Annotated in this window: 21 protein-coding genes; 10 read left to right on the top strand and 11 right to left on the bottom strand. The window is 36.2% G+C overall.

Annotation, left to right across the window (positions count from 1 at the left end; translation table 11 throughout):
- Positions 1–60 precede the first annotated feature (60 nt).
- The 3 genes from carB (at position 61) to ACQH2O_RS02050 (ending at position 4,490) form a co-directional block, all read left to right on the top strand.
- Entirely contained in the window at positions 61–3,516 is a 3,456-nt protein-coding gene (carB, locus tag ACQH2O_RS02060; protein WP_138265033.1) for a carbamoyl-phosphate synthase large subunit, read from the top strand.
- A gap of 376 nt (positions 3,517–3,892) precedes the next feature.
- Entirely contained in the window at positions 3,893–4,153 is a 261-nt protein-coding gene (locus ACQH2O_RS02055) for an IS110 family transposase (RefSeq protein WP_010082049.1), read from the top strand.
- Positions 4,104–4,490: a hypothetical protein gene (locus tag ACQH2O_RS02050; protein ID WP_425385250.1), complete on the top strand. Its 387-nt coding sequence runs from the start codon at positions 4,104–4,106 to the stop codon at positions 4,488–4,490. The genes ACQH2O_RS02055 and ACQH2O_RS02050 overlap by 50 nt, the downstream gene beginning before the upstream one ends.
- A gap of 174 nt (positions 4,491–4,664) precedes the next feature.
- Here ACQH2O_RS02050 and ACQH2O_RS02045 read toward each other — a convergent pair whose 3' ends face one another.
- The 9 genes from ACQH2O_RS02045 to ACQH2O_RS02005 all read right to left on the bottom strand — a co-directional run bounded on the left by ACQH2O_RS02045 (position 4,665) and on the right by ACQH2O_RS02005 (position 10,458).
- The gene (locus ACQH2O_RS02045) at positions 4,665–5,645 is read right to left on the bottom strand and encodes an SGNH/GDSL hydrolase family protein (RefSeq protein ID WP_010082050.1); all 981 of its coding nucleotides are present in this window, start codon (positions 5,643–5,645) and stop codon (positions 4,665–4,667) included.
- Positions 5,646–5,785: 140 nt separating this feature from the next.
- Positions 5,786–7,738 (bottom strand): RNA polymerase sigma factor RpoD, encoded by a 1,953-nt coding sequence (gene rpoD, locus ACQH2O_RS02040; RefSeq protein ID WP_425385249.1) that lies wholly within the window; start codon positions 7,736–7,738, stop codon positions 5,786–5,788.
- Positions 7,739–7,876: 138 nt separating this feature from the next.
- Positions 7,877–8,188, bottom strand: a complete 312-nt coding sequence (locus ACQH2O_RS02035; protein WP_006279706.1) for a cation:proton antiporter subunit C — start codon at positions 8,186–8,188, stop codon at positions 7,877–7,879.
- On the bottom strand, positions 8,185–8,604 hold the full coding sequence (locus ACQH2O_RS02030; protein WP_006279705.1) for a Na(+)/H(+) antiporter subunit B: 420 nt from the start codon (positions 8,602–8,604) through the stop codon (positions 8,185–8,187). The genes ACQH2O_RS02035 and ACQH2O_RS02030 overlap by 4 nt, the downstream gene beginning before the upstream one ends.
- A complete protein-coding gene (locus ACQH2O_RS02025) occupies positions 8,597–9,124 on the bottom strand; it encodes a DUF4040 domain-containing protein (RefSeq protein ID WP_015589497.1) in 528 nt (175 codons plus the stop codon). The genes ACQH2O_RS02030 and ACQH2O_RS02025 overlap by 8 nt, the downstream gene beginning before the upstream one ends.
- 1 nt (position 9,125) lies before the next feature.
- On the bottom strand, positions 9,126–9,413 hold the full coding sequence (gene mnhG / locus ACQH2O_RS02020; RefSeq protein ID WP_006279703.1) for a monovalent cation/H(+) antiporter subunit G: 288 nt from the start codon (positions 9,411–9,413) through the stop codon (positions 9,126–9,128).
- A 6-nt stretch (positions 9,414–9,419) separates the two neighbouring features.
- On the bottom strand, positions 9,420–9,665 hold the full coding sequence (locus ACQH2O_RS02015; RefSeq protein WP_007548527.1) for a monovalent cation/H+ antiporter complex subunit F: 246 nt from the start codon (positions 9,663–9,665) through the stop codon (positions 9,420–9,422).
- A 28-nt stretch (positions 9,666–9,693) separates the two neighbouring features.
- Positions 9,694–10,101, bottom strand: a complete 408-nt coding sequence (rpoZ, locus tag ACQH2O_RS02010) for a DNA-directed RNA polymerase subunit omega (RefSeq protein ID WP_007548528.1) — start codon at positions 10,099–10,101, stop codon at positions 9,694–9,696.
- Positions 10,102–10,161: 60 nt separating this feature from the next.
- Positions 10,162–10,458 carry a helix-turn-helix domain-containing protein gene (locus ACQH2O_RS02005; RefSeq protein ID WP_010081926.1) on the bottom strand — a complete coding sequence of 99 codons (297 nt, stop codon included), beginning with the start codon at positions 10,456–10,458 and terminating at the stop codon, positions 10,162–10,164.
- 436 nt (positions 10,459–10,894) lie between these two features.
- On the opposite strand from ACQH2O_RS02005, the gene purE reads away from it, so the two are divergent.
- From purE to ACQH2O_RS01985, 4 genes are all read left to right on the top strand, one after another.
- Complete coding sequence (purE, locus tag ACQH2O_RS02000; RefSeq protein WP_179943748.1) at positions 10,895–11,386, top strand: 5-(carboxyamino)imidazole ribonucleotide mutase; 492 nt, start codon at positions 10,895–10,897, stop codon at positions 11,384–11,386.
- A 7-nt stretch (positions 11,387–11,393) separates the two neighbouring features.
- Positions 11,394–13,220: a DNA mismatch repair endonuclease MutL gene (gene mutL, locus ACQH2O_RS01995; protein ID WP_138265030.1), complete on the top strand. Its 1,827-nt coding sequence runs from the start codon at positions 11,394–11,396 to the stop codon at positions 13,218–13,220.
- Positions 13,221–14,906: 1,686 nt separating this feature from the next.
- Positions 14,907–17,561 (top strand): 2-oxoglutarate dehydrogenase E1 component, encoded by a 2,655-nt coding sequence (locus ACQH2O_RS01990; protein ID WP_425385248.1) that lies wholly within the window; start codon positions 14,907–14,909, stop codon positions 17,559–17,561.
- A 244-nt stretch (positions 17,562–17,805) separates the two neighbouring features.
- Positions 17,806–18,594 carry a hypothetical protein gene (locus tag ACQH2O_RS01985; RefSeq protein WP_038198464.1) on the top strand — a complete coding sequence of 263 codons (789 nt, stop codon included), beginning with the start codon at positions 17,806–17,808 and terminating at the stop codon, positions 18,592–18,594.
- A gap of 130 nt (positions 18,595–18,724) precedes the next feature.
- Here ACQH2O_RS01985 and ACQH2O_RS01980 read toward each other — a convergent pair whose 3' ends face one another.
- Together ACQH2O_RS01980 and ACQH2O_RS01975 are read right to left on the bottom strand one after the other, a co-directional pair.
- Complete coding sequence (locus ACQH2O_RS01980; protein WP_138265061.1) at positions 18,725–19,321, bottom strand: TIGR02217 family protein; 597 nt, start codon at positions 19,319–19,321, stop codon at positions 18,725–18,727.
- Between the two features lie 190 nt (positions 19,322–19,511).
- The gene (locus ACQH2O_RS01975; RefSeq protein WP_010963174.1) at positions 19,512–20,270 is read right to left on the bottom strand and encodes a DsbA family protein; all 759 of its coding nucleotides are present in this window, start codon (positions 20,268–20,270) and stop codon (positions 19,512–19,514) included.
- Positions 20,271–20,526: 256 nt separating this feature from the next.
- On the opposite strand from ACQH2O_RS01975, the gene ACQH2O_RS01970 reads away from it, so the two are divergent.
- The 3 genes from ACQH2O_RS01970 to ACQH2O_RS01960 all read left to right on the top strand — a co-directional run bounded on the left by ACQH2O_RS01970 (position 20,527) and on the right by ACQH2O_RS01960 (position 23,335).
- Positions 20,527–20,679 carry a hypothetical protein gene (locus tag ACQH2O_RS01970; protein WP_010081826.1) on the top strand — a complete coding sequence of 51 codons (153 nt, stop codon included), beginning with the start codon at positions 20,527–20,529 and terminating at the stop codon, positions 20,677–20,679.
- Between the two features lie 16 nt (positions 20,680–20,695).
- On the top strand, positions 20,696–21,769 hold the full coding sequence (locus ACQH2O_RS01965) for a Fic family protein (protein WP_233395584.1): 1,074 nt from the start codon (positions 20,696–20,698) through the stop codon (positions 21,767–21,769).
- 87 nt (positions 21,770–21,856) lie between these two features.
- Complete coding sequence (locus ACQH2O_RS01960) at positions 21,857–23,335, top strand: UbiD family decarboxylase (RefSeq protein ID WP_038198474.1); 1,479 nt, start codon at positions 21,857–21,859, stop codon at positions 23,333–23,335.
- Positions 23,336–23,832: the final 497 nt, after the last annotated feature.

Below are 23,832 nucleotides of genomic sequence, written 5' to 3'. Positions count from 1 at the left end.
AAATTCACATATACAGGAAAGATTGGTAACATTACTTGAATAGAGACCGTTATTGTAATTATGCCGAAACGCACAGATATAGAATCTATATTAGTAATAGGAGCAGGCCCAATAGTTATAGGTCAGGCATGCGAGTTTGATTATTCCGGAACGCAAAGCTGTAAAGTATTAAAAAGCGAAGGTTATAAAGTCATTTTGGTTAACTCCAACCCCGCAACTATAATGACAGATCCTGAGTTTTCTGATGCGACGTATATTGAGCCGGTACTGCCTGAAATCATAGAGAAAATTATAATTAAGGAGAGGCCAGACGCAATATTGCCAACAATGGGCGGGCAAACAGCGCTCAATTGTGCAATAAAACTTGCAGATGATGGAGTGTTAGACAAATACAACGTAGAATTAATAGGGGTAAATAGAGAAGCAATAAAAAAAGCAGAGGATAGAGAGTTATTCCGTCAGTCCATGGATAGAATAGGACTGAAATACCCCAAAAGTATCATTATAAAAAATCAAGAACAAATAAAAAAGGCTTTGGATTACGTTGGATTACCAGCAATCATTCGTTCATCATTCACTCTTGGTGGTGCAGGTAGTGGCATAGCATATAATAAAGAGGAGTTTTTCAATATCGCAGAAAGTGCTCTCAAAATTTCGCCAATAAATGAAGTTCAGATAGATGAATCAATTATCGGCTGGAAAGAGTATGAAATGGAAGTTATCCGCGATTGTAAAGATAACTGCATAATAGTCTGTTCGATAGAAAATGTTGATCCGATGGGAGTGCACACCGGAGATAGTATTACGGTTGCTCCTGCTTTGACTCTGCGTGACGTAGAATACCAACAGATGAGAAATGCATCTATAGCAGTGCTGAGAGAAATTGATGTTAGTGCCGGTGGTGCAAATGTTCAATTTGCAGTGAATCCTAAAGAAGATGGAAGCCTCGTTGTGATTGAGATGAATCCAAGGGTTTCTCGCTCTTCTGCACTTGCTTCGAAAGCAACAGGCTATCCTATTGCAAAAGTTGTAACTAAACTTGCTATTGGCTATTCGCTCGACGAAATACGTAACGACTGTGCTCCAATAATACCAGCAGCATTCGAACCAGTGATTGATTATATCGTCACTAAAATTCCTCGATTTGAGTTTGAGAAATTTAAGGGGACGAATTGTGAATTATCAACCTCCATGAAATCAGTGGGAGAAGTGATGTCTATAGGCCGCACTTTTAATGAGTCACTACAGAAAGCTTTCCGTTCACTTGAAACTGATTTTACAGGACTTGATGAAGTATTTCCTGAGAACATTGATATTGATCACATAAAATCTCAATTAGCAAAATTGCTACCAAACAGATTACTGATTGCTGCTGACGCAATGCGCCACGGAATTAGCATAGAAGAAATAAATTCGATTACAGGATATGACTTATGGTTTCTGCAAAATATACAGCAAATTATATTAACTGAACAAAAAATCAAGGAAAATGGATTTCCTGGAACTGCGTACGAAATGTTAGAGCTGAAAAAAATGGGATTTTCAGATGCAAGATTAGCAAAGTTAAGTAATAGACCTACCTCTGTCATTCCAGTACCCTCTAATGTCATCCCAGTGCGTGACACTGGGATCCAGCCAGCGTTACACGCTGGAGATCGAGTAAAACAAATCGAAGAAATAAGAAAAAAATTTGGCATTAAACAAGTTTATAAACGCGTAGACACCTGTGCAGCTGAATTTGAATCGAGCACTGCTTATATGTATGGCTGCTATGAGGGTGATGTTGAAAATAAAACGGAATGTGAGGCGAATATTTCTGACCGAGAAAAGGTTGTCATTTTAGGAAGTGGTCCAAATCGCATTGGTCAAGGTATTGAGTTTGATTATGCATGCGTACATGCAGCTTCTGCCGCCAAAGAAATGGGGTATGAAACAATAATGATCAACTGTAATCCCGAAACTGTCTCAACTGACTACGATACCGCTGATCGTTTATATTTTGCACCACTCATTGCAGAGGATGTGCTTGAAATACTAAGTAAAGAGCAAGAAAATGGCACACTGGTTGGTGTAATAGTTCAAATAGGCGGTCAAACACCTTTAAAGTTAGCCAAAGTGCTTAACGAGAGAGGTTTCAAAATTCTGGGAACTTCATTTGATTCTATTGACCTTGCAGAAGATCGCATGAGGTTTAAAAACCTTGCTTTGCAACTTAATTTAAAACAACCTGAAAATTCTATCTGCCATTCAGTAGAAGAAGCGTTAACCAACGCAGAAAAGGTGGGGTTTCCACTAGTAGTCAGGCCATCATATGTCCTCGGCGGTCAGTCTATGTCGATTAGACACGATACTCAGAGCTTTAAAGAGTACGTCTTAGATCAAACTAAAATCTTTGAGCATGGTTCGCTGCTTCTTGATAAATTTTTAGTCAATGCAGTTGAGGTTGACGTTGATGCTGTATGTGATGGGGAAAAAGTTTTCATTGCAGCGGTCATGGAGCATATTGAAGAAGCTGGTATCCACTCTGGTGATTCAACATGCTCAATACCGACAAATACATTGAGTGACGAAGTAATAAAAGAGATCGAGCTCCAAACTGAGAGAATAGCATTAGCATTAAAAGTGAAAGGTCTGATAAACATTCAGTTTGCTGTTCAAGAGAATAGACCTCTTGCAGAACCTGTTTGTGATGAGAAATCTTTAGGAAAAGTGCAGATGAGCACCACAGAATACTCGAATGTATTTGAGGAGCGCAGACAAGCTTTGACGACAAAATTGCCTTCAGAAATCGAGTTATGCAAGAGGTCTAGTGATGTATACATACTTGAAGTGAATTTAAGGGCTAGTCGAACCGTTCCTTTTATTTCCAAGGTAATCAATATTCCTATTGCAAAGCTTGCCACTCAGGTTATTTTGGGTAAAAAATTGAATCAGGAAAACAAGCCTTTCAATCATTTTGCAGTTAAAGCTGCTGTTTTTCCATTTACCCGCTTTGCAGGAGTTGATACTTTACTTGGTCCTGAAATGAAATCAACAGGAGAAGTGATGGGAATTGACTCATCATTTGAAGCTGCACTTGCAAAAACGCACATGGCTGCAGGATACAAGTTACCAACAGAAGGAACAGCTCTGGTTTCAGTAAAAGATGATGATAAAAAGTATATATTGCCAGTTGCACGAATGTTGAAAGAACTGAGTTTTGAAATATATGCCACCAAAGGCACAGCTTCGTATCTGAACAATAACGGCATTGCTGCACAAGCTGTAAATAAAGTAAGAGAAGGCAGACCCCACATAGTTGATATGCTCAAAGATGGAAAAATAAATCTAGTGATTAATACTTCAAAAGGTGTAAAGTCAGTCTCAGACAGCAAAGATATCAGGAGAACTGCTATTTTGCAAAATATAGCTTACAGCACCACAGCTTCCGGAAGTAAAGCGTTAGTGCTTGCAATTCAATATGTAAAGAATAGCAAACTGGAAGTGAAATCATTACAGCAGATACAAAACGTTTAAATATCAAAACTAGAATAATTCACTCTCAAAATGCTAAAGAGAACATAATAAAAAGATGGAAATTTTGAAGGAAATAGTATACCTAAAGAATCAACTAGCGTAATTGAACAGCCAAATGCTGCAACGAATGCTCCACAATCTCACCTAGAGGACACTTCCCTTATATGTTAAGAACAAGTCTTTATAAATATCAAAGTAGTGAGATTAAAGACACACAGAGAAGAGGAATCGTCACGCCCCTTGATTATAAGAATCGTTGTTCAGCAAGGTTCTCTTCTCTGGTTTATTATACTGAAAGTTCCGAACAACTGATTGAGCTTTTAGGCTCGTATATAAGGCTGGAAAATGCAGTATATGTTATTATTACGGAGGAATTATGAATTCATCAAACATTATTGCTGGCATTGATGTTAGCAAAAGTAAATTAGATCTCCACATTCACCCACTTGAGCATTATAAAATATTTGAAAACAATGTACAATCCATTGATGAAATGCTGGACTTTTTACGTTTGCATAATGTAACCAAAATTGGTCTTGAGGCAACTGGTGGATACGAAAAATTATGTGCCTATACTTTACTAAGCAATGGTTTTGAGGTGTACGTCATTCAACCAAGGTGGGAGAGACTATGCTAAAAGCCTTGGTGGTATTACTACAAAAACTGATAAAATAGACTGCAGTATCATCTCACGTTATATTAATAATACAGATATGCGTGTTACTCCTTTAACAGTTAGTAATGGTAATATTGATTGCTTGAAACAAAAATTATCTCGTAGAAACCAACTTGTAGAAATAGCAAAAATACAAAAAACCCAAATCCAACAGGTAACTGATACATCTATAATCAAACAAATAGAGGAACTTCTTGCAATTTTACGTAATCAAATTAAAACTTTAGAAGATGAAATGATTACATTTATCGATCAAAACCAAGAGCTTAAAAGAAAATATATATCAATAACTATATAGTAGCGGGATGACGGTTTTTCAAATTATCGGTAAATCTAAGTCAGTTTAGCTATAGGCAGCAATTTTCTGTATTTATTTTAAATTGAAGAAAGCTCAAATGAAAGATCGTGTTTTGCTAAAAATCACAGAATGCAGTCTGGTTACTATTTAAAAGGATATGTTCAAAAAACTGTGTCAAATCAACTCATACACTTCATTACCAACTTCATGATGAAGTTCCGCAGTTGGATGGAAATAATCAAAAAAGAAATAATCCTTTAGTGTTTCTTTGCTACACCCAGGGTTATAGTGAACGTCAAGTTCCCCTTTAAATATCAACTTTAAGAGTATTTTTATATTTTCTTTAAATCTCCCAACTTGGTCTGCAATGTTCGATGTGCATGCATCTTGACAATTTAAACCTTTGCTCTTGTATTCGCTAAACATACTTCTCATTTTAGAGTTAAGATCAAATGCTTTTATTTCAAGATTTGTACTTTTCTTCATATAATCTAAGCCTTTAGCCAGTTTTGCATTGAAACTCTCCGTGAGCTTTGTAGCTAGTTCCCTTGCTTCTTCATCTCTATTAAAAGCTGGTATTGAGCCAACTTCAGGTGCATTTGCAACAACTACATGCTTAACACCATGTTCATTTAGAACCTTAAGTGCATTACATATTTCACTCACTGCTTGTTCCAACACTTCTTCCGCTTTAGTATCGTCATAAGCAGTGGCAACCATAACATCATTTCCGCCGATTATGATGCAAAATAAATCTTCTTTACCTATATCTGGATGATGTTTAATTACCGCATCTAGCTGGTTAGCTAAACGAAATTTATTGAAGAAATAAGAAAAAATAGGGTCAAAAATTTCAGATGCTGTTGCATATGAAACTGCGTAATTCTGACCTTGCTGTTCGTGGCATCTCCCAAAAAATGAATAACTCCACCCAGGTTTAAATTCATCTAAATCTAAATATTTTGCTATATATTCAACAGCAGTAGGGCCATTGCTAAAAGATCTTCCTTGATAAAAAGGATCATCAAATTTTACGCTTTTTGCAAAGGATAAATTATTTAAAATTCCAATGATTGCGCCATTATCGGATAAGCTATCACCCAGAACATAAAAATTTCTATACTTTGAATTAGAATTGTCATTTTTGTTTGTCATAATATTTACCGTAGATTAGCATGTTGTTTCATTAGATTCATAGAAAAAGAAAAATAGCGGTGAAATTATACAACTTTGGCCTAACTTGCTCTCCACTTTTTCCGGGCAAAATCAGCTTCTTCTTAACTTGACACGTATACTTAAAAGAACCCTCTAAGTTTTCTAGCACGGCTTGGATGTTTCAACTTGCGCAGTGCTTTTGCCTCTATTTGCCTAATCCTCTCACGTGTTACATTAAAAATTTTTCCTACTTCTTCTAAGGTATGTTCCTTCCCATCTTTACCAAGGCCAAAACGCATTCTTAAAATTCTTTCTTCCTTTGGTGTTAAAGTTGCAAGAACATTGGTTGTAATGCCACGCAAGTCAGCAAGTATTGCAGCATCCTCTGGCCTGGAGACTCGCTTGTCTTCTATACAATCACCAAAGGTACTACTATCATCTTTTCCTGTTGGAGCTTCAAGACTTACTGGATCCCTTGCTATTTTCATAACTTTGCGTATTCTTTCCAGTGGCATTGTCAGTTCTACACTCAATTCCTCTAACGTCGGCTCTCTTCCCATCTCATGAGTCATCTTTCTTAATGCTCTGTTGATTTTACTGATAATTTCCACCATATGAACTGGTATTCTAACTACTTTAGACTGCTCAGGTATTGCTCTAGTGATTGATTGTCTTACCCACCAAGTGCCATAAGTTGAAAATTTATATCCACGTTTGTAATCAAACTTATCCACGGCCTTCATAAGACCAATATTGCCTTCTTGTATCAAATCAAGCAGATCAAGGCCTCTTTTTGAATACTTCTTAGCAATGGAAACTACTAGCCTTAAGTTAGCCTTAATCATTTCTTGCTTTGCTTCAGAGACTTCTCGTTCGTGTTTTTGTATTCTCTTGATTAGCTCCTTAAATTCTTGTACGTTATCTTCCTGTATATGCTGCTTAATACCGTTCAAGGTACTAGCTATATGTTCAGAGTTATCGTCTATAAACCTTAAAAATTTGTTTTTTAATTCACCTGTAAAAGAGGACTGATTTTCATTGATCTTTAAAAGACTTATCTTTTTCAATTCGTGCTTTAAAAGCACGTCATCATAAACTTTATAGAAACTTTCTCTATCGATATCGTATTTTCTAGCCTCAGCAATAAGATTAGCCTCTTCAAGCGTAATGGATCTATTTATCTTATAAAGTTCTTGTGTAATTCTGGCAACAGCAGCATCACTTAACTTAATTTGTAATGCTATAGACCATATTTGATTATACAAATTTTCTAGCTCATTAGAGAAATTTTTAGAATTTTTTCTTAATATCAACGCTTCATTTGTTAAAGTAATTATCTCATCCAATGCAACTATGACCTTTGGCAATAAGTCACTTTCCATTTCAAGAATAGAAACATTTAAATTGACTGAACTTATATCTTCATTATTACCGTCTTTCTCATCATCACTTTTTTTACTATCTTTCTCATCATCACTACAGTACTCAGCATCTTCAGAAACATCCTCAGAATCCTCAACATCTTCAGCACTTTCTTCACTCTCTTCACTTTCTTCTTTGGGTACCACATTAAAATCAGAGTTATAAATTGCATCCAGATCTATAATTTCTCTCAGTAAGAGAGATCCATTACTTAAATCATCACGCCATACTTTTATCACCTTTAATGTTACTGATGTTTCAATTATTGCACGTAACATGTTATGGTTTTCAGATTCAATTTTTTTTGCTATCTCGATTTCATCTGCCCTTGATAAAAGCTTTACGGAGCTCATGTCTTGTAAATAAATCCTCACTGGATCATCATTTTGTACTAAAGTTGCAGTAACATTTGGCGATGTGTCATCATCATCAAGTTTACTATCATCACTGTTGGAAGGAATATCTTCTTCATCTTCGCTACTTTCAAGCACATTAATTCCGGAATCCTGCAATAAAGATATAGCATCATCTATAAAGTCAGACGAAAAATTTTCATCTGATAATTTATCATTTATATCATCAAAGGTGATAAAACCACCCTTTTTTATACTCTTAGTTACCAGATCTTTGATAATTTTTTTCTTATCTTCTGCATCATTAATAGTTGACATCATTACCTTTATAGTTTATAATTTTATTTCTTATTAACAAACAAACTTACAACGAGCAAGTCTATAATTTTACTTTTAACTTGTGGCTATTTGTTACTTCATATAGTTTAAGATACTGTTAATTTATGTACACTTGTCTTAATCAATTGTTCCATACTTTTCTTCCATTTTTACTGCTATGGATAATCCAACTGAAAATGTTGCAATTCCAACCACTATAGCAGTAAGCATTAAAACATGGGGTATAGGATTGCTATATGAATAAAAATTTGAAACCAATATAGGAGGCAAGGAACTTTTTATATATCCTAGAGATATGTAAAATAACAAAACAGATGCTTGGAAGACGCTTACCCCTATCATTTTCTTGATTAAATTCTTATCGTTTATAATAATATATAAACCTAGCACCATTAATACAATAATAATCGTATAATTATATAAAGTCATTGTTTTTTCCTACGAGCAAAATTTATATATATAATTAACATAGAGGAGCAGACAGTAAATGCTACACCTAATTCCACCAAAAAAATACCTAATTTTTGACCGGTTCTATTATTGGTTAACAAGATATCATAAGATAAAAAATTTTGGCCAAGTAAAGTTGTTGCAACGCCCGTTCCTCCATAAATTAAAATACCTAACACGTTAGTCAATCTAATCACAGAATAAGGTATTGCTTTTAGAGTTGTAGATACACCAAATAGCATTGAATATAATATTATCCCGGAGGCAATAATTATTCCTGCTTGAAAACCTCCACCCGGAGTGTAATCACCGTGAAATTGTATGTATAAACCAAATAAAATGATAAAAGGTATCATCAAAAATGTTACTGCATTTAATATCGGATCTTTAATCATTTTCTTTTTCTTCTTTTAATATCAACGTTATACAAAGCGCAGCAGTAAAAACTACTATAGTTTCTCCAAACGTGTCATAACCACGAAAGCTTGCCAAAATAGCTGTCACTATATTAGGAATACCGGTAGCTTTTTCGGTATTTTCCACATAATAAGGAGCAACATGCAAGTGGATCGGAGCATTGTGGCTGCCAAAATCTGGCAATTGAATCATAAAATATGACAAACATACAGCCAGAAATAACATAAAAAAAAGCGTTATAGGGTTATGAGATAGATTTACTTTATGATTCTTTATCAAGGAGAGTGCTGCAAACGTAAAAACTGTACTGAGCCCCGCACCAACAGAAGCTTCAGTAATTGCAACATCAGGTGCATTCATAATTAAGTATATAAGCGCAATCAGTGAACTAAATACACACATTAGAACAGCACTTACGACTAAATGTCGCGAGAAAACTATAAAAACCGTAACTGTTAGTAACAACAAAAGTAACACTACATTTAATATTTCTAACACCTTAGCCTTCTTTAACAGTTTTTTTCTTAACTTTATAATGAGTGCGCGCTAAAATATAGCTATTAGTTGAGTTAGCTACCCATATTATAAAAATTAATAATACTATTTTAACAGTATTGATTGAAAATCCATTCTGCAAAGCAAAACCAATTAACAATAACGTTGCACCGCTAGAATCTGTAATACCTGCTGCATGTAACCTAGTATAGAAATCAGGAAATCTGATCACCCCTATATTTGAAATAATTATCAAACAAATACCTAAAAATATGAAAATGGATCCTATCATAAATTATCAAAACAACATTAATCTCATTAGTGCTATAGTTGATATAAAGCTAACGCTAGCATACAACAATGCTATATCAATTAAAAAAAAATTATTCAGAATGATTGATATTGCTGTTATAAGTACAACTACTTGCGTTGAGAAATTATTGAACGCTAAAACCTTATTGTACACATCATTTGACTTAGACACTATGCAACACAACATTACACTCATACAGAACAACAGTGTATAGATAGCAATGCAAATCATTTAAAGACTATGTGACTTCAGTAGATTTCTAAACGGATACTTCTTCATCGCCATCTTGATCATTTATTTCATCATCTATTTCACCATCCACTTCATAATCTTGGCTTTCTTGACTTGCATCAAGATCTGTGTTATCAGAAAAATTTAATAAATTCGCTAGCTTACTTGTATTACTGCTGTAAACATTATTCATATTTCCTTTCATGTATTCCTTGCATCTACCTACCAAAAGGCTAAACAGCTCATGAGTATCCACCTGTTTTCCTGCTATTTCATGTAAGGAAACTATGGTATTTTTATGACCTTTAAACTTAGCTGCTTGAATTGGATTACTTGCCCCTGTATTTAAATCATGTGTTCTTTGACTTGCCAACAGAACCAATTTGAAACGGTTACTTACCCGTTCTATACACTTTTCTACAATAGACTCAGCCATAAGATACTACCTTAATAAGTTTTATACTATATCACAAAAAACAAGTTGTCAACTTTGTATCTATTGCGATTCAACTTCATGTTTTACTTTTTCTGCCTCAGATTTTATTTCTTGGCTTTCTGTCATCGTGATTGTTATCTCATGATCAAGTTTTTTTAGAAATCCTAACAATCGCTCTAAAGAAAAACCATCTATTTTACCATTTTTAATTTGCGATACCTTTGGCTGATCAATACCAAGTTTCTCAGCTGCAAAAGCCTGAGTCCAAGCATTTTTTTCTATAATTTTATTTATTATATAAAGCAACTTTGTTTTTATTCCTGCACTGTCTAAGTTATTTAACGATATTATTTCCATAATTCTTACACTCACATATCAATTAACTTTATTAAATATTATAACATAATATTTAATATACCAAGATATTAATATCATGTAACTTGTCAATAATTATATGATATCAATATTTAAAACTTTAAGTTGATTATATATTAATATTTTTATCAAATTTCTAGTAATTTTAAATTACCATTTTACCATCAGCCTATCTGAAAAAACCATTTATAGAAAGAACAAGCTAAGATTACAAAGCTTGAAATACAAAAATAATTATTTTATAAATTTATCTTACATAAGAAGTTTATATCTCTATATCTTAATATAAATATTTATTTAAATTTTTAAAATTTCTATTTTAACGAGAATTCTATATATTATATTTATAATATAATTTAAATATTTGTTGCTTTTTAGCTGGAACATTATTTAGTTAGTAAGTAAAATTGTGTTGAATATGACAAAAATAAAAAAAGATGTTGCTGTTATTATGGGAAGTGAGTCAGATTACACCACTATGGTCCATACTGTTGATATGTTAAAAGCATTAGAAGTTTCACATGATATATTCATAATATCTGCACATAGAACACCAGAAAGGCTCTTCAATTTTGCTAAATCTGCACAAGAAGAAGGTTTTAAGGTTATTATAGCTGGTGCAGGAGGTGCAGCTCATTTACCTGGTATGGTTGCGTCACTAACTTGTTTACCAGTTATCGGCGTTCCTGTGCATAGTAAACAATTAAATGGGCTGGACAGCCTACTCTCTATAGTTCAAATGCCAAAGGGTGTTCCAGTTGCAACCATGTCTATAGGGGAAAATGGAGCACATAATGCTGCCATTACCGCCGTATCTATATTGTCAATTTCTAACAGTGAAATTGCAGGTAGGTTAAAAAAGTGGAGAGAGAAGCAGACCAAAGAAGTAAAAGAAAAACCAGTTTCATAATAAATCTATGGCAATAATTCTTTTAGACACAAAAACCATAAACCGTATAGCAGCGGGGGAGGTGATAGAAAGGCCAGCAAGTGTAGTAAAGGAATTAGTGGAAAATGCAATAGATGCTGGAAGTTTAGAAATAGAGATTAAAATAGAAAGTGGTGGGCGTAACCTTATTATTGTGACAGATGATGGTAACGGAGTAGAAAAAAACGATTTAGAACTTGCGTTTATGCGCCATGCTACTTCAAAATTGAGCGACAATGAGTTGATAGAAATCAAGCATCTTGGCTTTAGAGGAGAAGCTCTGCCTTCAATAGCAGCAGTAAGTAGGATAAAATTATCGTCTAAGGCAAGAGAAGCAAATGAAGCATGGTCTATAAGTTATGAGGGTGGAGAGAAAATAGGGGAGCAAACTCCTTACTCTTTATCACAAGGCACACATATTGAAGTACGAGATTTATTTTTTGCCACTCCAAATAGACTAAAATTTCTAAAAACTGAAAGAGCAGAAACTCAAAGCATTGTTGATATTGTAAACAACCTAGCAATGATTAACTATCATATAGGGTTTACTCTCACTTCAGGTAATAAAAAGCTCTTAAAATACGCTAAGCAGACTTCGTTATTTCATAGATTGTGTGAAGTAGAAGAAGAATTTCAGGGCAATTCTTTGGAGATCAATGAAGAAGAAGACGGCATTAAACTTACGGGACACATCTGTAAGCCGACCGTCAATCGTGGTAAGTCCACTCAGATCTATACGTTTGTTAATGGAAGGCCAATTAAAGATAATTTACTTATTGGCGCAGTTAGGTATGCATATCATGATTTTATTCCAAGCGATAGGTATCCTTTTGCAGCGTTACATTTAGAGATACCTTATGATCAAGTAGATGTAAATGTGCATCCAAATAAGTCAGAAGTAAGGTTTCAGAATAAGAAGCTCATATATGAGATAATGACAAGAGGATTAATTAAAGCATTGTCAAGAAGGATAGGCACTTTTCCAGCGCATGACCAGAAAATGGATTCAACATTGCCGGATCCTTTTGATAAACCTAATGTTCAAAAAGAATTTTATGAAAAAAGACCAAGTCCTTTTAAAAATCAACTAATAAAAGAATTTGCTTCTCCAAATGAAAAAGCAAAAGGCTTATCAGAACAGTCAAAATCGTTTGATTATACCGGCATACAGAAATTTCCATCACAAGCGGAGACTATGGTTCTAGAAAAAAAGGTGTTAGAGCAAGTTGATTTGATAGAGAGCCACCCGCTCGGGTTTGCACGCTGTCAGGTCTATAATACTTACATTATTGCCGAGGTAAGAGACAAATTGATTATAGTCGACCAGCATGCAGCCCACGAAAGGCTAGTATATGAATGCTTAAAACAAAAATCAAGTGTAAAAAGACAAAAACTACTTCTTCCTGAAACGGTTGAAATCAAAAATCAAGCCGGAATGGAGATGATTGAAATCTATAAAGATAAGTTATTTGAAATGGGTTTTGATATTGAGATCAAACCAGAAAATAAAGTGATAGTAAAAGAAATCCCTGCAATTTTGGGAGCAATAGATGTGAAAGAGATGCTAATTAATATAGTCGATAGATTAACGGAAATAGAAGATACATTGCCAGTAGAAGATAAAGTGAACAAAATATTGGCCACTATCGCTTGTTATGGATCAATTAGAGCGGGTAGAAAAATGAGATTAGAAGAAATGAATGTGCTGCTTAGACAAATGGAAAAAACCCCATATTCCGGGCAATGCAACCACGGAAGACCAACTTATATAGAAATGAAACTCAGTGATATTGAAAAACTTTTTGAGCGTAGGTAATGAGGTTGCCATAAATATGTAAGTGCTCCTTTCTCGTCATCCAAGTAGCTCATAGAAACGAAAAAACTTCCTTGACAAACTCCTCCAGCGCCCTTATTATAGTATTAAGGGTATTTATGACTCAAAACTTGTTTTTGACCTGCAGGCTCAATGACAAAATTCAGTAAAAAACTCAGGGTATTTTTTGGCGGATTACATAAAATTATAGCGGCTGCATGTCTTTTAAATTTTTTCTACATTCAGCCAAACCGCGCTTAAACTAAGCGTCAGCACATTATTACAGCGCCACTTACAGTAATATAGAGTCAAAACTCGCTACTCGGGGCTTCTTTTGCCTTTTTTTCGTTTGGTAAATTTCTTAAATATTTATGGCTAAAGTAACTTAAGTTCACCGACAATCGTCATCCCGCTACGTGTTAGCGGGATCTATGCTTTGAGATACCGCGAATGAATCGCGGTATGACGGTTCGCGGCGGCGTGACGATAAGCTCGTCATCCCGCTGCTTGTTAGCGGGATCTATGTTAAGGTATAGTAGGGGATCTATGTTAAGAGATACCGCGAATGAATCGCGGTATGACGGTGTAGATGATGGTTAAGTAATTCGTCATCCCGCTGCTTGTTAGCGGCTAAGAGATACCGCGGCATGACGTAGGATTGTTGTCATCCCGCTGCTTGTTAGCGGGATCTATGTGAGATACCGTGAATAAATCACGGTATGACGGTTCGCGGCGGTATGACGTAGAAGCTATACTTTTATACTCACCAACTCAGTATCCAATCTGGATCCCAGTGTCGGCTACTCGGATGACACCATAATAAAGTGAAACTAGATTCCACCTTCAAGCGCTGGAATGACACCCTGACAATCGTCATCCCGCTACGTGTTAGCGGCTAAGAGATACCGCGGCATGACGTAGGATTGCTGTCATCCCGCTGCTTGTTAGCGGGATCTATGTGAGATACCGTGAATAAATCACGGTATGACGGTTCGCGGCGGTATGACGTAGAAGCTATACTTTTATACTCACCAACTCAGTATCCAATCTGGATCCCAGTGTCGGCTACTCGGATGACATTATAGGGGCGCTGGCCTGACAATCGTCATCCCGCTACGTGTTAGCGGCTAAGAGATACCGCGGCATGACGTAGGATTGTTGTCATCCCGCTGCTTGTTAGCGGGATCTAGAGATACCGCGAATGAATCGCGGTATGACGGTTCGCGGCGGTATGACGATAACCTCGTCATCCCGCTACGTGTTAGCGGGATCTCTTGTTAGCGGCTGAGATACCGCGAATGAATCGCGGTATGACGGTTCGTGGCGGCGTGACGATAAGGTTTATACCTTGTCATCCCAGTGCGTGACACTGGGATCTAGCCTTTATTATGCAGCCACTTGGTTGAAATTAAGTCTTCTGGATCCCAGTGTCAGCTACTCGGATGACACCATTCTTTTTTCTGGATCCAAGTAGTCTGGGCACTGGGATGACACCATAGGGGCGCTGCCATTATAGAGTGAACCAGTGTCACGCACTGGGATGACACCCTGACAATCGTCATCCCGCTACGTGTTAGCGGGATCTATGTTAAGAGATACCGCGGCGGTATGACGTATAGAAACTAAAAAAGTTCTTTTTTAAAAAACTTAAGTTATACTTATAAGTATTTGATACTTTTTATAGTGATTATGTCGAGTTTAAGCTGCCTTTATGGTGATAATGCAGAATTTGTGGAAGAAATGTATAGCCGTTATTTGCAGGGTGATAAATCAATCGGGGAGGATTGGTATAGAATTTTTTCAAGCAATTTAGAAGTTAATAAAGCGGAGACCTGCGGTGCACAACATGTAACTAAGGTGGATGATTCAGTTTCTAGTTTAGCAAATTTTTTCAGATCTTACGGTCATTTTTTTGCGGATCTTAATCCGTTATTACCCAATGTGAATAAGGAAGTAGATTATCAGAAATATTCGAATCTATATCCGGCAAGTGACGCTGGAATCTATAGAGATATTTACTGCAAGAACATCGGTTTTGAATTTATGCATATCTCCTCTTATGAGGAGAGGATGTGGCTGCAGGAAAAGATCGAAAATCAAACCTATACGCTGAGTTCACAAGATAAAAAGGAAATACTGAGGCACTTGATCGAATCTGAGATGTTCGAGCAATTTCTCCATATGAAATTTCCTGGATATAAACGCTTTTCTATTGAAGGTGGAGAATCAGCTATCGTTGCAATTGAAAAAATCATTAGTGATTCTACGGTTTTTGGTATTGAAGAAATAGTCCTTGGCATGGCTCACCGCGGACGACTCAATGTTCTAACCAAAGTGATGGGGAAAGAATATGCGGCAATGCTGTCTGAATTTCAAGGCAATCTTGCATACCCAAGTGGTCTTGAGGTGTCCGGTGATGTTAAATATCACCTTGGTTACTCTTCTGATCGAGCACTTTCAGGTGGCAAAAAAATACATTTAAGTTTATGCCCTAATCCATCTCACCTTGAAGCGGTAAATCCGGTTTTGGCTGGAAGAATAAGAGCAAAACAGAATATAAGATCTGTGCTTGGCATATCAATTCATGGTGATGCGGCTTTCATCGGTCAAGGAGTGGTTGCTGAAACTTTAACCTTAAGCAATATTGAAGGCTATAAAGTGGATGGCATTGTGCACATTGTCATTAATAACCAAGTTGGTTTTACTGCTAACCCATGTTGCGCACGATCCTCTTTTTATTGCACTGATATAGCAAAATCAATAGAAGCTCCAGTGTTTCACGTCAATGGAGATAACCCGGAAGCTGTGAGTTTTGCTACAAGTCTGGCGATGGAATATAGGCAGAAATTTAAAAAGGACGTAGTAATTGACATAATGTGCTACCGCAAATGTGGCCATAATGAAGGTGATGAACCGAATTTCACTCAGCCACTTATGTATAAGGCGATATCAAAGCATAAAACTCCTGGAACATTGTATGAAGAAAAATTGACTGCAGAGAAAGTATTAGATGGCGATGAAGTAAATAAATTGCGCAGTGAATTCAGGGCAAAATTAGATAAAAGTCTTGCTGAATCAGCGGCTTACACTCCAAAAAAAGCTGACTGGTTCGGTGGAGTGTGGTCAAAATTAAGAAGAGCAAAGCTGAACGATTTGAGCGAATACTACACGGATTCTGGTGTTCCGCCAGATGAGCTGAAAAAATTAGGTGTGCGTATAAATAGCAATATCCCAAGTAACTTTAACATTAACAATAAGGTTAGAAAAATACTCGATGGCAGAATAGACAGCATAAATTTTGGTAGTAATATAGACTGGGCAACTGCCGAAAGTCTTGCGTTTGCATCACTGCTCACAGAAAGAATAGGAGTGCGTTTATCAGGACAAGACTCTGGTCGTGGAACTTTCTCGCACCGTCATTCAAGGCTTGTTGATCAGGTAACAGAAGAAGCATTTATTCCGCTAAACAATATAAATGAAAAGCAAGCTCACTTTGAGGTCATAGATAGCGCACTATCTGAGTATGCTGTAATGGGCTTTGAATATGGATATAGTCTTGATTCTCCGTATTCACTGGTGCTCTGGGAAGGACAATTTGGTGATTTTGCAAACGGTGCGCAAATTATGATCGACCAGTTTATCGCATCTGCAGAAACAAAGTGGTTGCGATCAAGCGGTCTAGTTTTATTGCTGCCTCATGGTTATGAAGGACAGGGACCTGAGCATAGCTCCGCACGTATAGAGAGATTTTTGCAACTCTGCGCAGAGGATAATATGCAGGTAGTTAATTGTTCCACTCCGGCGAATTACTTCCATGTCTTACGCAGACAAATGCATAGAGACTTTCGTAAGCCTCTGGTAGTGTTTACACCTAAATCGCTACTGCGCCACAAAAGAGCAGTATCTAACCTATCTGATTTTGAAGGAAAATTCCTCACAGTAATTCCAGAATGTAGAACAGGTTTAGTTTCGAATGATAAAATACGTAAAGTTGTAATATGCAGTGGTAAAGTTTATTACGACATATGTGAAGCACAAAAAATAAACGATATAGCAGTAATACGTTTGGAGCAATTCTATCCTTTTCCTGCAGATAAACTAAGTAATGAACTTGAAAAGTACAAAAACGCTGAAATTATATGGTGTCAAGAAGAACCAAAAAATATGGGAGGATGGTTTTTTGTCAACCCATTGATAGAAGAAGTGTTATCTAATCTCGATATCCAAGCAAAAAGACCTAAGTGTATCGCAAGACCTGCTGCTGCATCTCCTGCATGTGGTTATGTTAGTGTTCACACTCAGCAGCAGGAGGAGATTTTAAAGCAGGTTATGCAGGGGATCTAGCACAATTGTGCAAATATTGAAGCGAAAGCTGGCAAGCGAACATTGTTCATCAGATCTTGACGCTGGGCACTGCAGCCAGGCGCAATAGAAAACGCATTACACCAATAAAGCCCTTTTGGTACTCAAGCAAATATAAAAGATTTTTATTCTATTAAAAAAAATTTAATTTTTATTAAAATTTTCATTTATTTTTATTTAAAAAGTAAATATTAATAATATTTACTTTAATTAATATAGGATATATATGAATACAAAAATATTTGAGATGTTAATAAGGAGAACTGGTCTACGCAGAGATAGCAAAGCTGAGATCATACAGTTAAATAGAAATGAAAAAGCTTTTGTAGATGAGGATAAAGAATCTATCGAATTAGCTGAGGCCATTTTTGAAGAGAATAATATGTTTCGTTTCCGCAAATCAGGTCCTGCTATGGATTACATTTTGCACAAATTAATAAATGATAGGAAGCTTTTCGAGGAAATGAAAGATAGAGGTACAAGTATAATACGTCTTTTTTCTTTGTTATCAATGTATCATGGTCGTCTCAATTGCTGTGTTATAAGAAAAGGAGGGTGTATTACTGAGTGTGGCATACTTGATTACGCTGGCACCTATCCAGAACTAGTGCCTTTAGAGGACTTTATACTTATTGAGCCTTCCTCGTACCTCGAGTACATTGTGTTTGACAATGAGAATATCAGAAATAGGTTAGCTGAAGACTTAACTGAAGATAAAACAAAATTAGATATCTTTTTGAATGGAATTTTAGCAACAAAGAATTCGGATTTAGTATTATCTTGTATTAACAAGATAGAGGTTCTTAATGAGGAAGATAGATATTTTGTTAATCTCTTACAGAAAAACGGCATGCTAGACTACATCTTAAACAAAGATGATACAACACTTGCAAAATCAACTCTAAAGGAGTTGTTGAAGCTTTCTATTTTGCAGGAAGAAAAAAGCACTGAGTTAGAATCTCCCCAAGCTTCAAGTGTAAATGTTAGCAAAGCTCAGCAACATTGTAGTATATAGCTGGTGATAAAGTTTAAAATAATTGCATATACTGAGGCTCATTTAGGTATAGAGCCTCAGTGGTGCTTAATTTTTCAATTTATGGTAGACTAGTAGCCCTACTATGATGTGGATCTATGCTCGCTTATAACTAAAATTTCACTTCCACCAAGGGGATATTATTCCAGCTATTGCTTCCATAGTCATCAATAGAAGCGTTTAAGTAATCTGTATCAAAGCGCACGGGCACATCAAATTCGAAGCTCGCAGTGATTATTGCATCTTTTACTGGCGGTTTCATGAATGTTATTTCTCCCGTTGAATAATTTACTGAATATTCACTCTCTTCTTTACCATTTAAATAAATCTTTACTGTCCCATGCACTGGCTTTTTGATCATACGTATATGCTTATCTTCCCCACTTACATAAGTTTTGATTAGCTGAAAAGTCGTTTTTTTGTTATCTCCTATACCAATCTCTTGGTTGATGGCTATAAAATCCGACCAATCCTTAAAACGAAACCCTATTGCTTTACCTTTTCGTGCATGAAAAAATGTTATTAGTTCTAGTAGCTGCTCGTTTGATCTGACCCCGTAAGCTATGTTGTATCTAGTGCGTGCATGAGACCAATTGATGTTGCGCTGTTCACAACCATTGTGAGTTGTTACAACGTCAGTGGAAAATTCCGGTCCTCCAGTGGAACCATAAGATATATTTTCTGGAAATCTAATTTCTGTGAATGACATATGTCCTCCTGTGAAAGTAAAATAGTTTGGTTGAAGAAAATGTTGTAATTTGAAAGCGTTTCACATAGTAAATGACGCTATGGAAAGTGGATGAGACTACTGAGTTAAACTGCTGTCACACCCACAATTACTATACTCAGGTTCATTTGAGTTGTCAAGCAAAAAAATAAAATTTTATGGCAAACTGTAACTAGCCTTGCTTGTGACTTAATTCATCTACTTTTTTGCGTAATACATTCAAATCAGTTGCTCCTACAAACAGGCTATCTCCAATTATTAAAAAAGGTGTACCACCTACTCCCAAATCTCTTACTAGAAGCCTACTGTTGTTTATCATTTGCTCAATTTTGTCCGCGTTATCTTTTATGGAATCATTAAAATCGTCCTCATCAATCCCTATGTTTTTCACTATATCCAATATGCTTTCGTCTGAAAATTCTCCTTTGTGACTTAAAGCAGCATGGTGAAAATCGAAATATTTTTCTTTATCGAGAAAATAGACAGCTAAAGCACTTTTTGCTGCCTTTAAAGAAGCGTTACCAAGTATTGGAGCATCCCTAAAGATATACTTAATTTTGCCGTCGTTAATTAACTGCTTTATATCATTCTTTATAGCTTTGCAATGTCCACAAGAATAGTCAAGGAAGCCTACAGCTATAACACTACTATTTTCATTTCCGGAGTAAGGATAAGTAAGGTCAAATATTTGATCCTTGTATTGTGAAATTTTACTTTTGGTTACATTATCTCGAGCAGCGTAACTACTTTTAATCGACTCCTCTTTGAGAGTTTTTACGATCTTATCAAAATTTCTGCTTATATAATTATCTAATTTCTCACCTATATAATCATCGTTTAGCATTTGGCTGCGATTTGAAAGCCAATTGTTTATTATCGGCAAGCTTGCTATTGCTATTATTAAAATTAATAAAAACGATATTCTAGACATACAATTTATTTAAAAACCTACAATATAAAACTTTTAGTACACATTTATCTATATATTAAAAGAAGCATCTAATGTTAATATATAAAAACATTTATATCAAGTGTATTTTATAACCAGTTTTGCCTCAAATGCAAACTTTACACAATAAAACTCAAGCACATTACCACAAAGTTCATCAGAAGACTTGGTAGCAGAGGCGCGCGGAGCGTAGATTTAAGTTGTTTCCGCTGTGTATAATTTTCCGCGGAATAAACATATGAACGAGCCAATAATTGGTAGAGAAAAAGAAATAGCTATTCTACAAGACAAACTTCTTTCTCAATCAGCCGAATTTATTGCTGTTTATGGTCGGCGTCGTGTAAATGTTGTATTATCTGCATTTTATCAGCATAATATAGAAGTAATGTAATGCAGATATTATGCCGATGCCAAATTATACGATTACTTCTAAAATTGCTAGTTGTCTTATAAGGATTGAAGCAGCAAAAGAAAAAGTGTTACATTTGCCGCTCACTGTATCAATGCTTTTGTCTCTTCGTGAAACTGCACGGCTTTATACCACACACTATTCTACTATGATTGAAGGAAATCGACTTGAACCTAAACAGATTGAAGAGGTTTTAAGTGGTAAAAGCCACTTTCCAAAATATAGGAGAGATGAAAATGAGGTTAAAGGATATTATGCAGCTTTAACTCAAGTTGAACAATGGGCAGCAAGGAGAATACCCATTACTGAGAAAGCTGTTCAAACACTACATGCTCTAGTAATAGCAAGTGGAAAATCTAAAATAAAATCAACACCTTATCGTGATGGTCAAAATGTTATCCGCGATAGTCTTACACGTGCAATAATTTATATGCCACCTGAAGCAAAGGATGTACCAAAGCTCATGAGCAGTATGATTGATTGGATTCGTAACAGTGAGCAAGTGCCTTGCCCAATTATTGCAGGTATTGCGCATTATCAATTTGTAACAATTCACCCTTACTATGACGGTAATGGTCGTACTGCAAGATTGTTGACTACATTAATTTTACACCTTGGTGGGTATGACCTAAAAGGACTTTATTCATTGGAAGAATATTATGCTAAGAATCTAGGAGCTTATTATGAGGCAATCAGTGTAGGTCCATCGCACAATTATTATATGGGACGAGCTGAAGCAGATATCACTAAGTGGGTGGAGTATTTCGTAGAAGGTATGGCAAATTCATTTGAGAACGTTTTACAACGTATAAATGAAGAAGAATACCACACTGATCAGACTGATCTTATACGTAAGCTTGATCCTAAACAACGCAAAGCTCTTGAGCTCTTCCAGGAGTTTTCCGCTATTACAGCTAGTCAGGTTGGCGAACTATTTAATTTTAAGCCTCGTACCAGTGCGCAACTTTGTAAAAAGTGGGTGGAAATGGGGTTTATCAAGATTGTAGATTTTTCCAATAGAGGAAGGAAATACAAACTTAGTAAGCAATATGAAGATTTGATCTCAAATTAACTGAAAGCTCGCTAGACAGTGCATAGGTCAAATTTCAATAAAGTGCTTGAAAACTAGATATAAACTTAAAATTTTAAAAACTGGAATATGTACAACAACTTACGCGACTTCATCAAAGCCTTAGAAGAAAAAAAAGATCTGATTAGGATTAAGGAGGAAGTTTCAACAGTTCTTGAAATGACAGAAATTCATCGCAGAGTTTTGTCAAGCAAAGGGCCAGCGATCATTTTTGAAAATGTTATCACAGAAAATGGCAAAAATTCGATTCCAGTTTTGGTGAATTTATTTGGTACTATTAAGAGGATTGCATTGGGGTTGAACATAAATCCTGATGAACTAAGAGATCTTGGTAAACTTTTAGCATTTTTGCAATCACCTGAGCCGCCAAAAAACTTTAAGGATGCTATAAAAATGTTTCCTTTGTTGAAAGTCGTGTTATCGATGCGAAGTAAAGTCGTGAGCAAGGCTCCATGTCAAGAGGTAGTGCTAACCGGAGATGAAGTGGACCTAAGTCTACTGCCCATTCAAACATGCTGGCCAAATGAACCTGCACCACTTATCACCTGGCCGATTGTGGTAACAAAAGGACCCACGAAAGAAAAGCAAGATAATTTTAATCTTGGAATATATCGTATGCAGGTTATAGATAAAAAAACAACACTAATGCGTTGGCTTGCACAAAGAGGTGGCGCAACTCACCATAAGCGTTGGAAGGAAGAAGGCAGAGATATGAAATTTCCTGCTGCTGCTGTGATCGGTAGTGATCCTGCAACGATTATTGCTGCGGTAACTCCAGTGCCAGAAACATTGTCAGAATACCAATTTGCTGGACTACTGCGAAAGAAGCCGCTTGAGCTTGTAAATTGTAAGACTATTCCACTTCAAGTGCCAGCTCACGCAGAAATCGTTCTGGAAGGCTATGTGAGTTTGGATAGCTATCAAGACGAAGGGCCATACGGAGACCACACTGGCTACTATAATTCTGTTGAGCAATTTCCTGAATTTAATATTACTGCAATTACTATGCGCAAAAATCCAATTTATCTCAGCACTTTCACTGGCAAGCCACCTGATGAACCATCGATTCTTGGTGAAGCACTCAACGAAATTTTTGTGCCCATTCTTATCAATCAATTTCCAGAGATAGTGGACTTTTATCTGCCACCGGAAGGTTGCTCATATAGAATAGCGGTAGTGTCGATAAAAAAATCCTATCCAGGGCAGGCAAAAAGAATTGTTATGGGCATACTTTCCTTTCTAAAGCAATTTTTATACACGAAGTTTATTATCGTTGTTGATGATGATATCAATGTACGTGATTGGAAGGAAGTGATGTGGGCAATGTCAACAAGGATGGACCCTGTGCGTGATACAATCATGATAGAAAATGCACCTATTGATTATTTAGACTTTGCTTCCCCTGAAAGTGGACTTGGAGGTAAGATGGGATTTGATGCGACAAATAAAATCCCGCCTGAAACCAAACGAGAGTGGGGAAAGAAAATTGAGATGAGTGAGGAAATAGTAAGGAAAGTCGCGGAGAAGTGGGAGGAATATATGGACTAGACTTCTTGCATAAAAGCAGAAAAAAGTTTGGCGTTTTTTATAATGCCGCATTAACTGATAATTGTGATTTAAGTTCGTCACAGTGCCCTTTTTTTGTCATCCTATAGCTATACCGCCGCGGTATCTCTTAGCCGCTAACAAGTAGTGGGATGACGAGCTTATCGTCATCCTGCCGCGAACCGTCATACCGCGATTCATTCGCGGTATCTCAGCCGCTAACAAGCAGCGGGATACTTAGGGATGACGGTTGTTGTTTAGCTGTAAATATTAAGAAATTTACCAAATGAAAAAAAAGGCAAAAGAAGCCCTGGGGTTATTATCCGCTTTAAAATATTGGCGTTTTTTATGTTTTAAACGCTTGACAAGCGAGATTCAGCCGCTTTTAATTGCAACTAACTTACGCTGCAAATGTTTAAGAAATTTACTAAGCAGAAAAAAAGACAAAGAATCCCCGAGTTAGCTAGTCTTTTACTATCTCTGTCGAGTATTGGCATTTT

Origin of the sequence: Wolbachia endosymbiont (group B) of Schoenobius gigantella (assembly GCF_964031005.1) — a bacterium.
Lineage (GTDB): Bacteria > Pseudomonadota > Alphaproteobacteria > Rickettsiales > Anaplasmataceae > Wolbachia > Wolbachia pipientis.
This window is presented reverse-complemented; position numbering and strand designations above follow the sequence as displayed.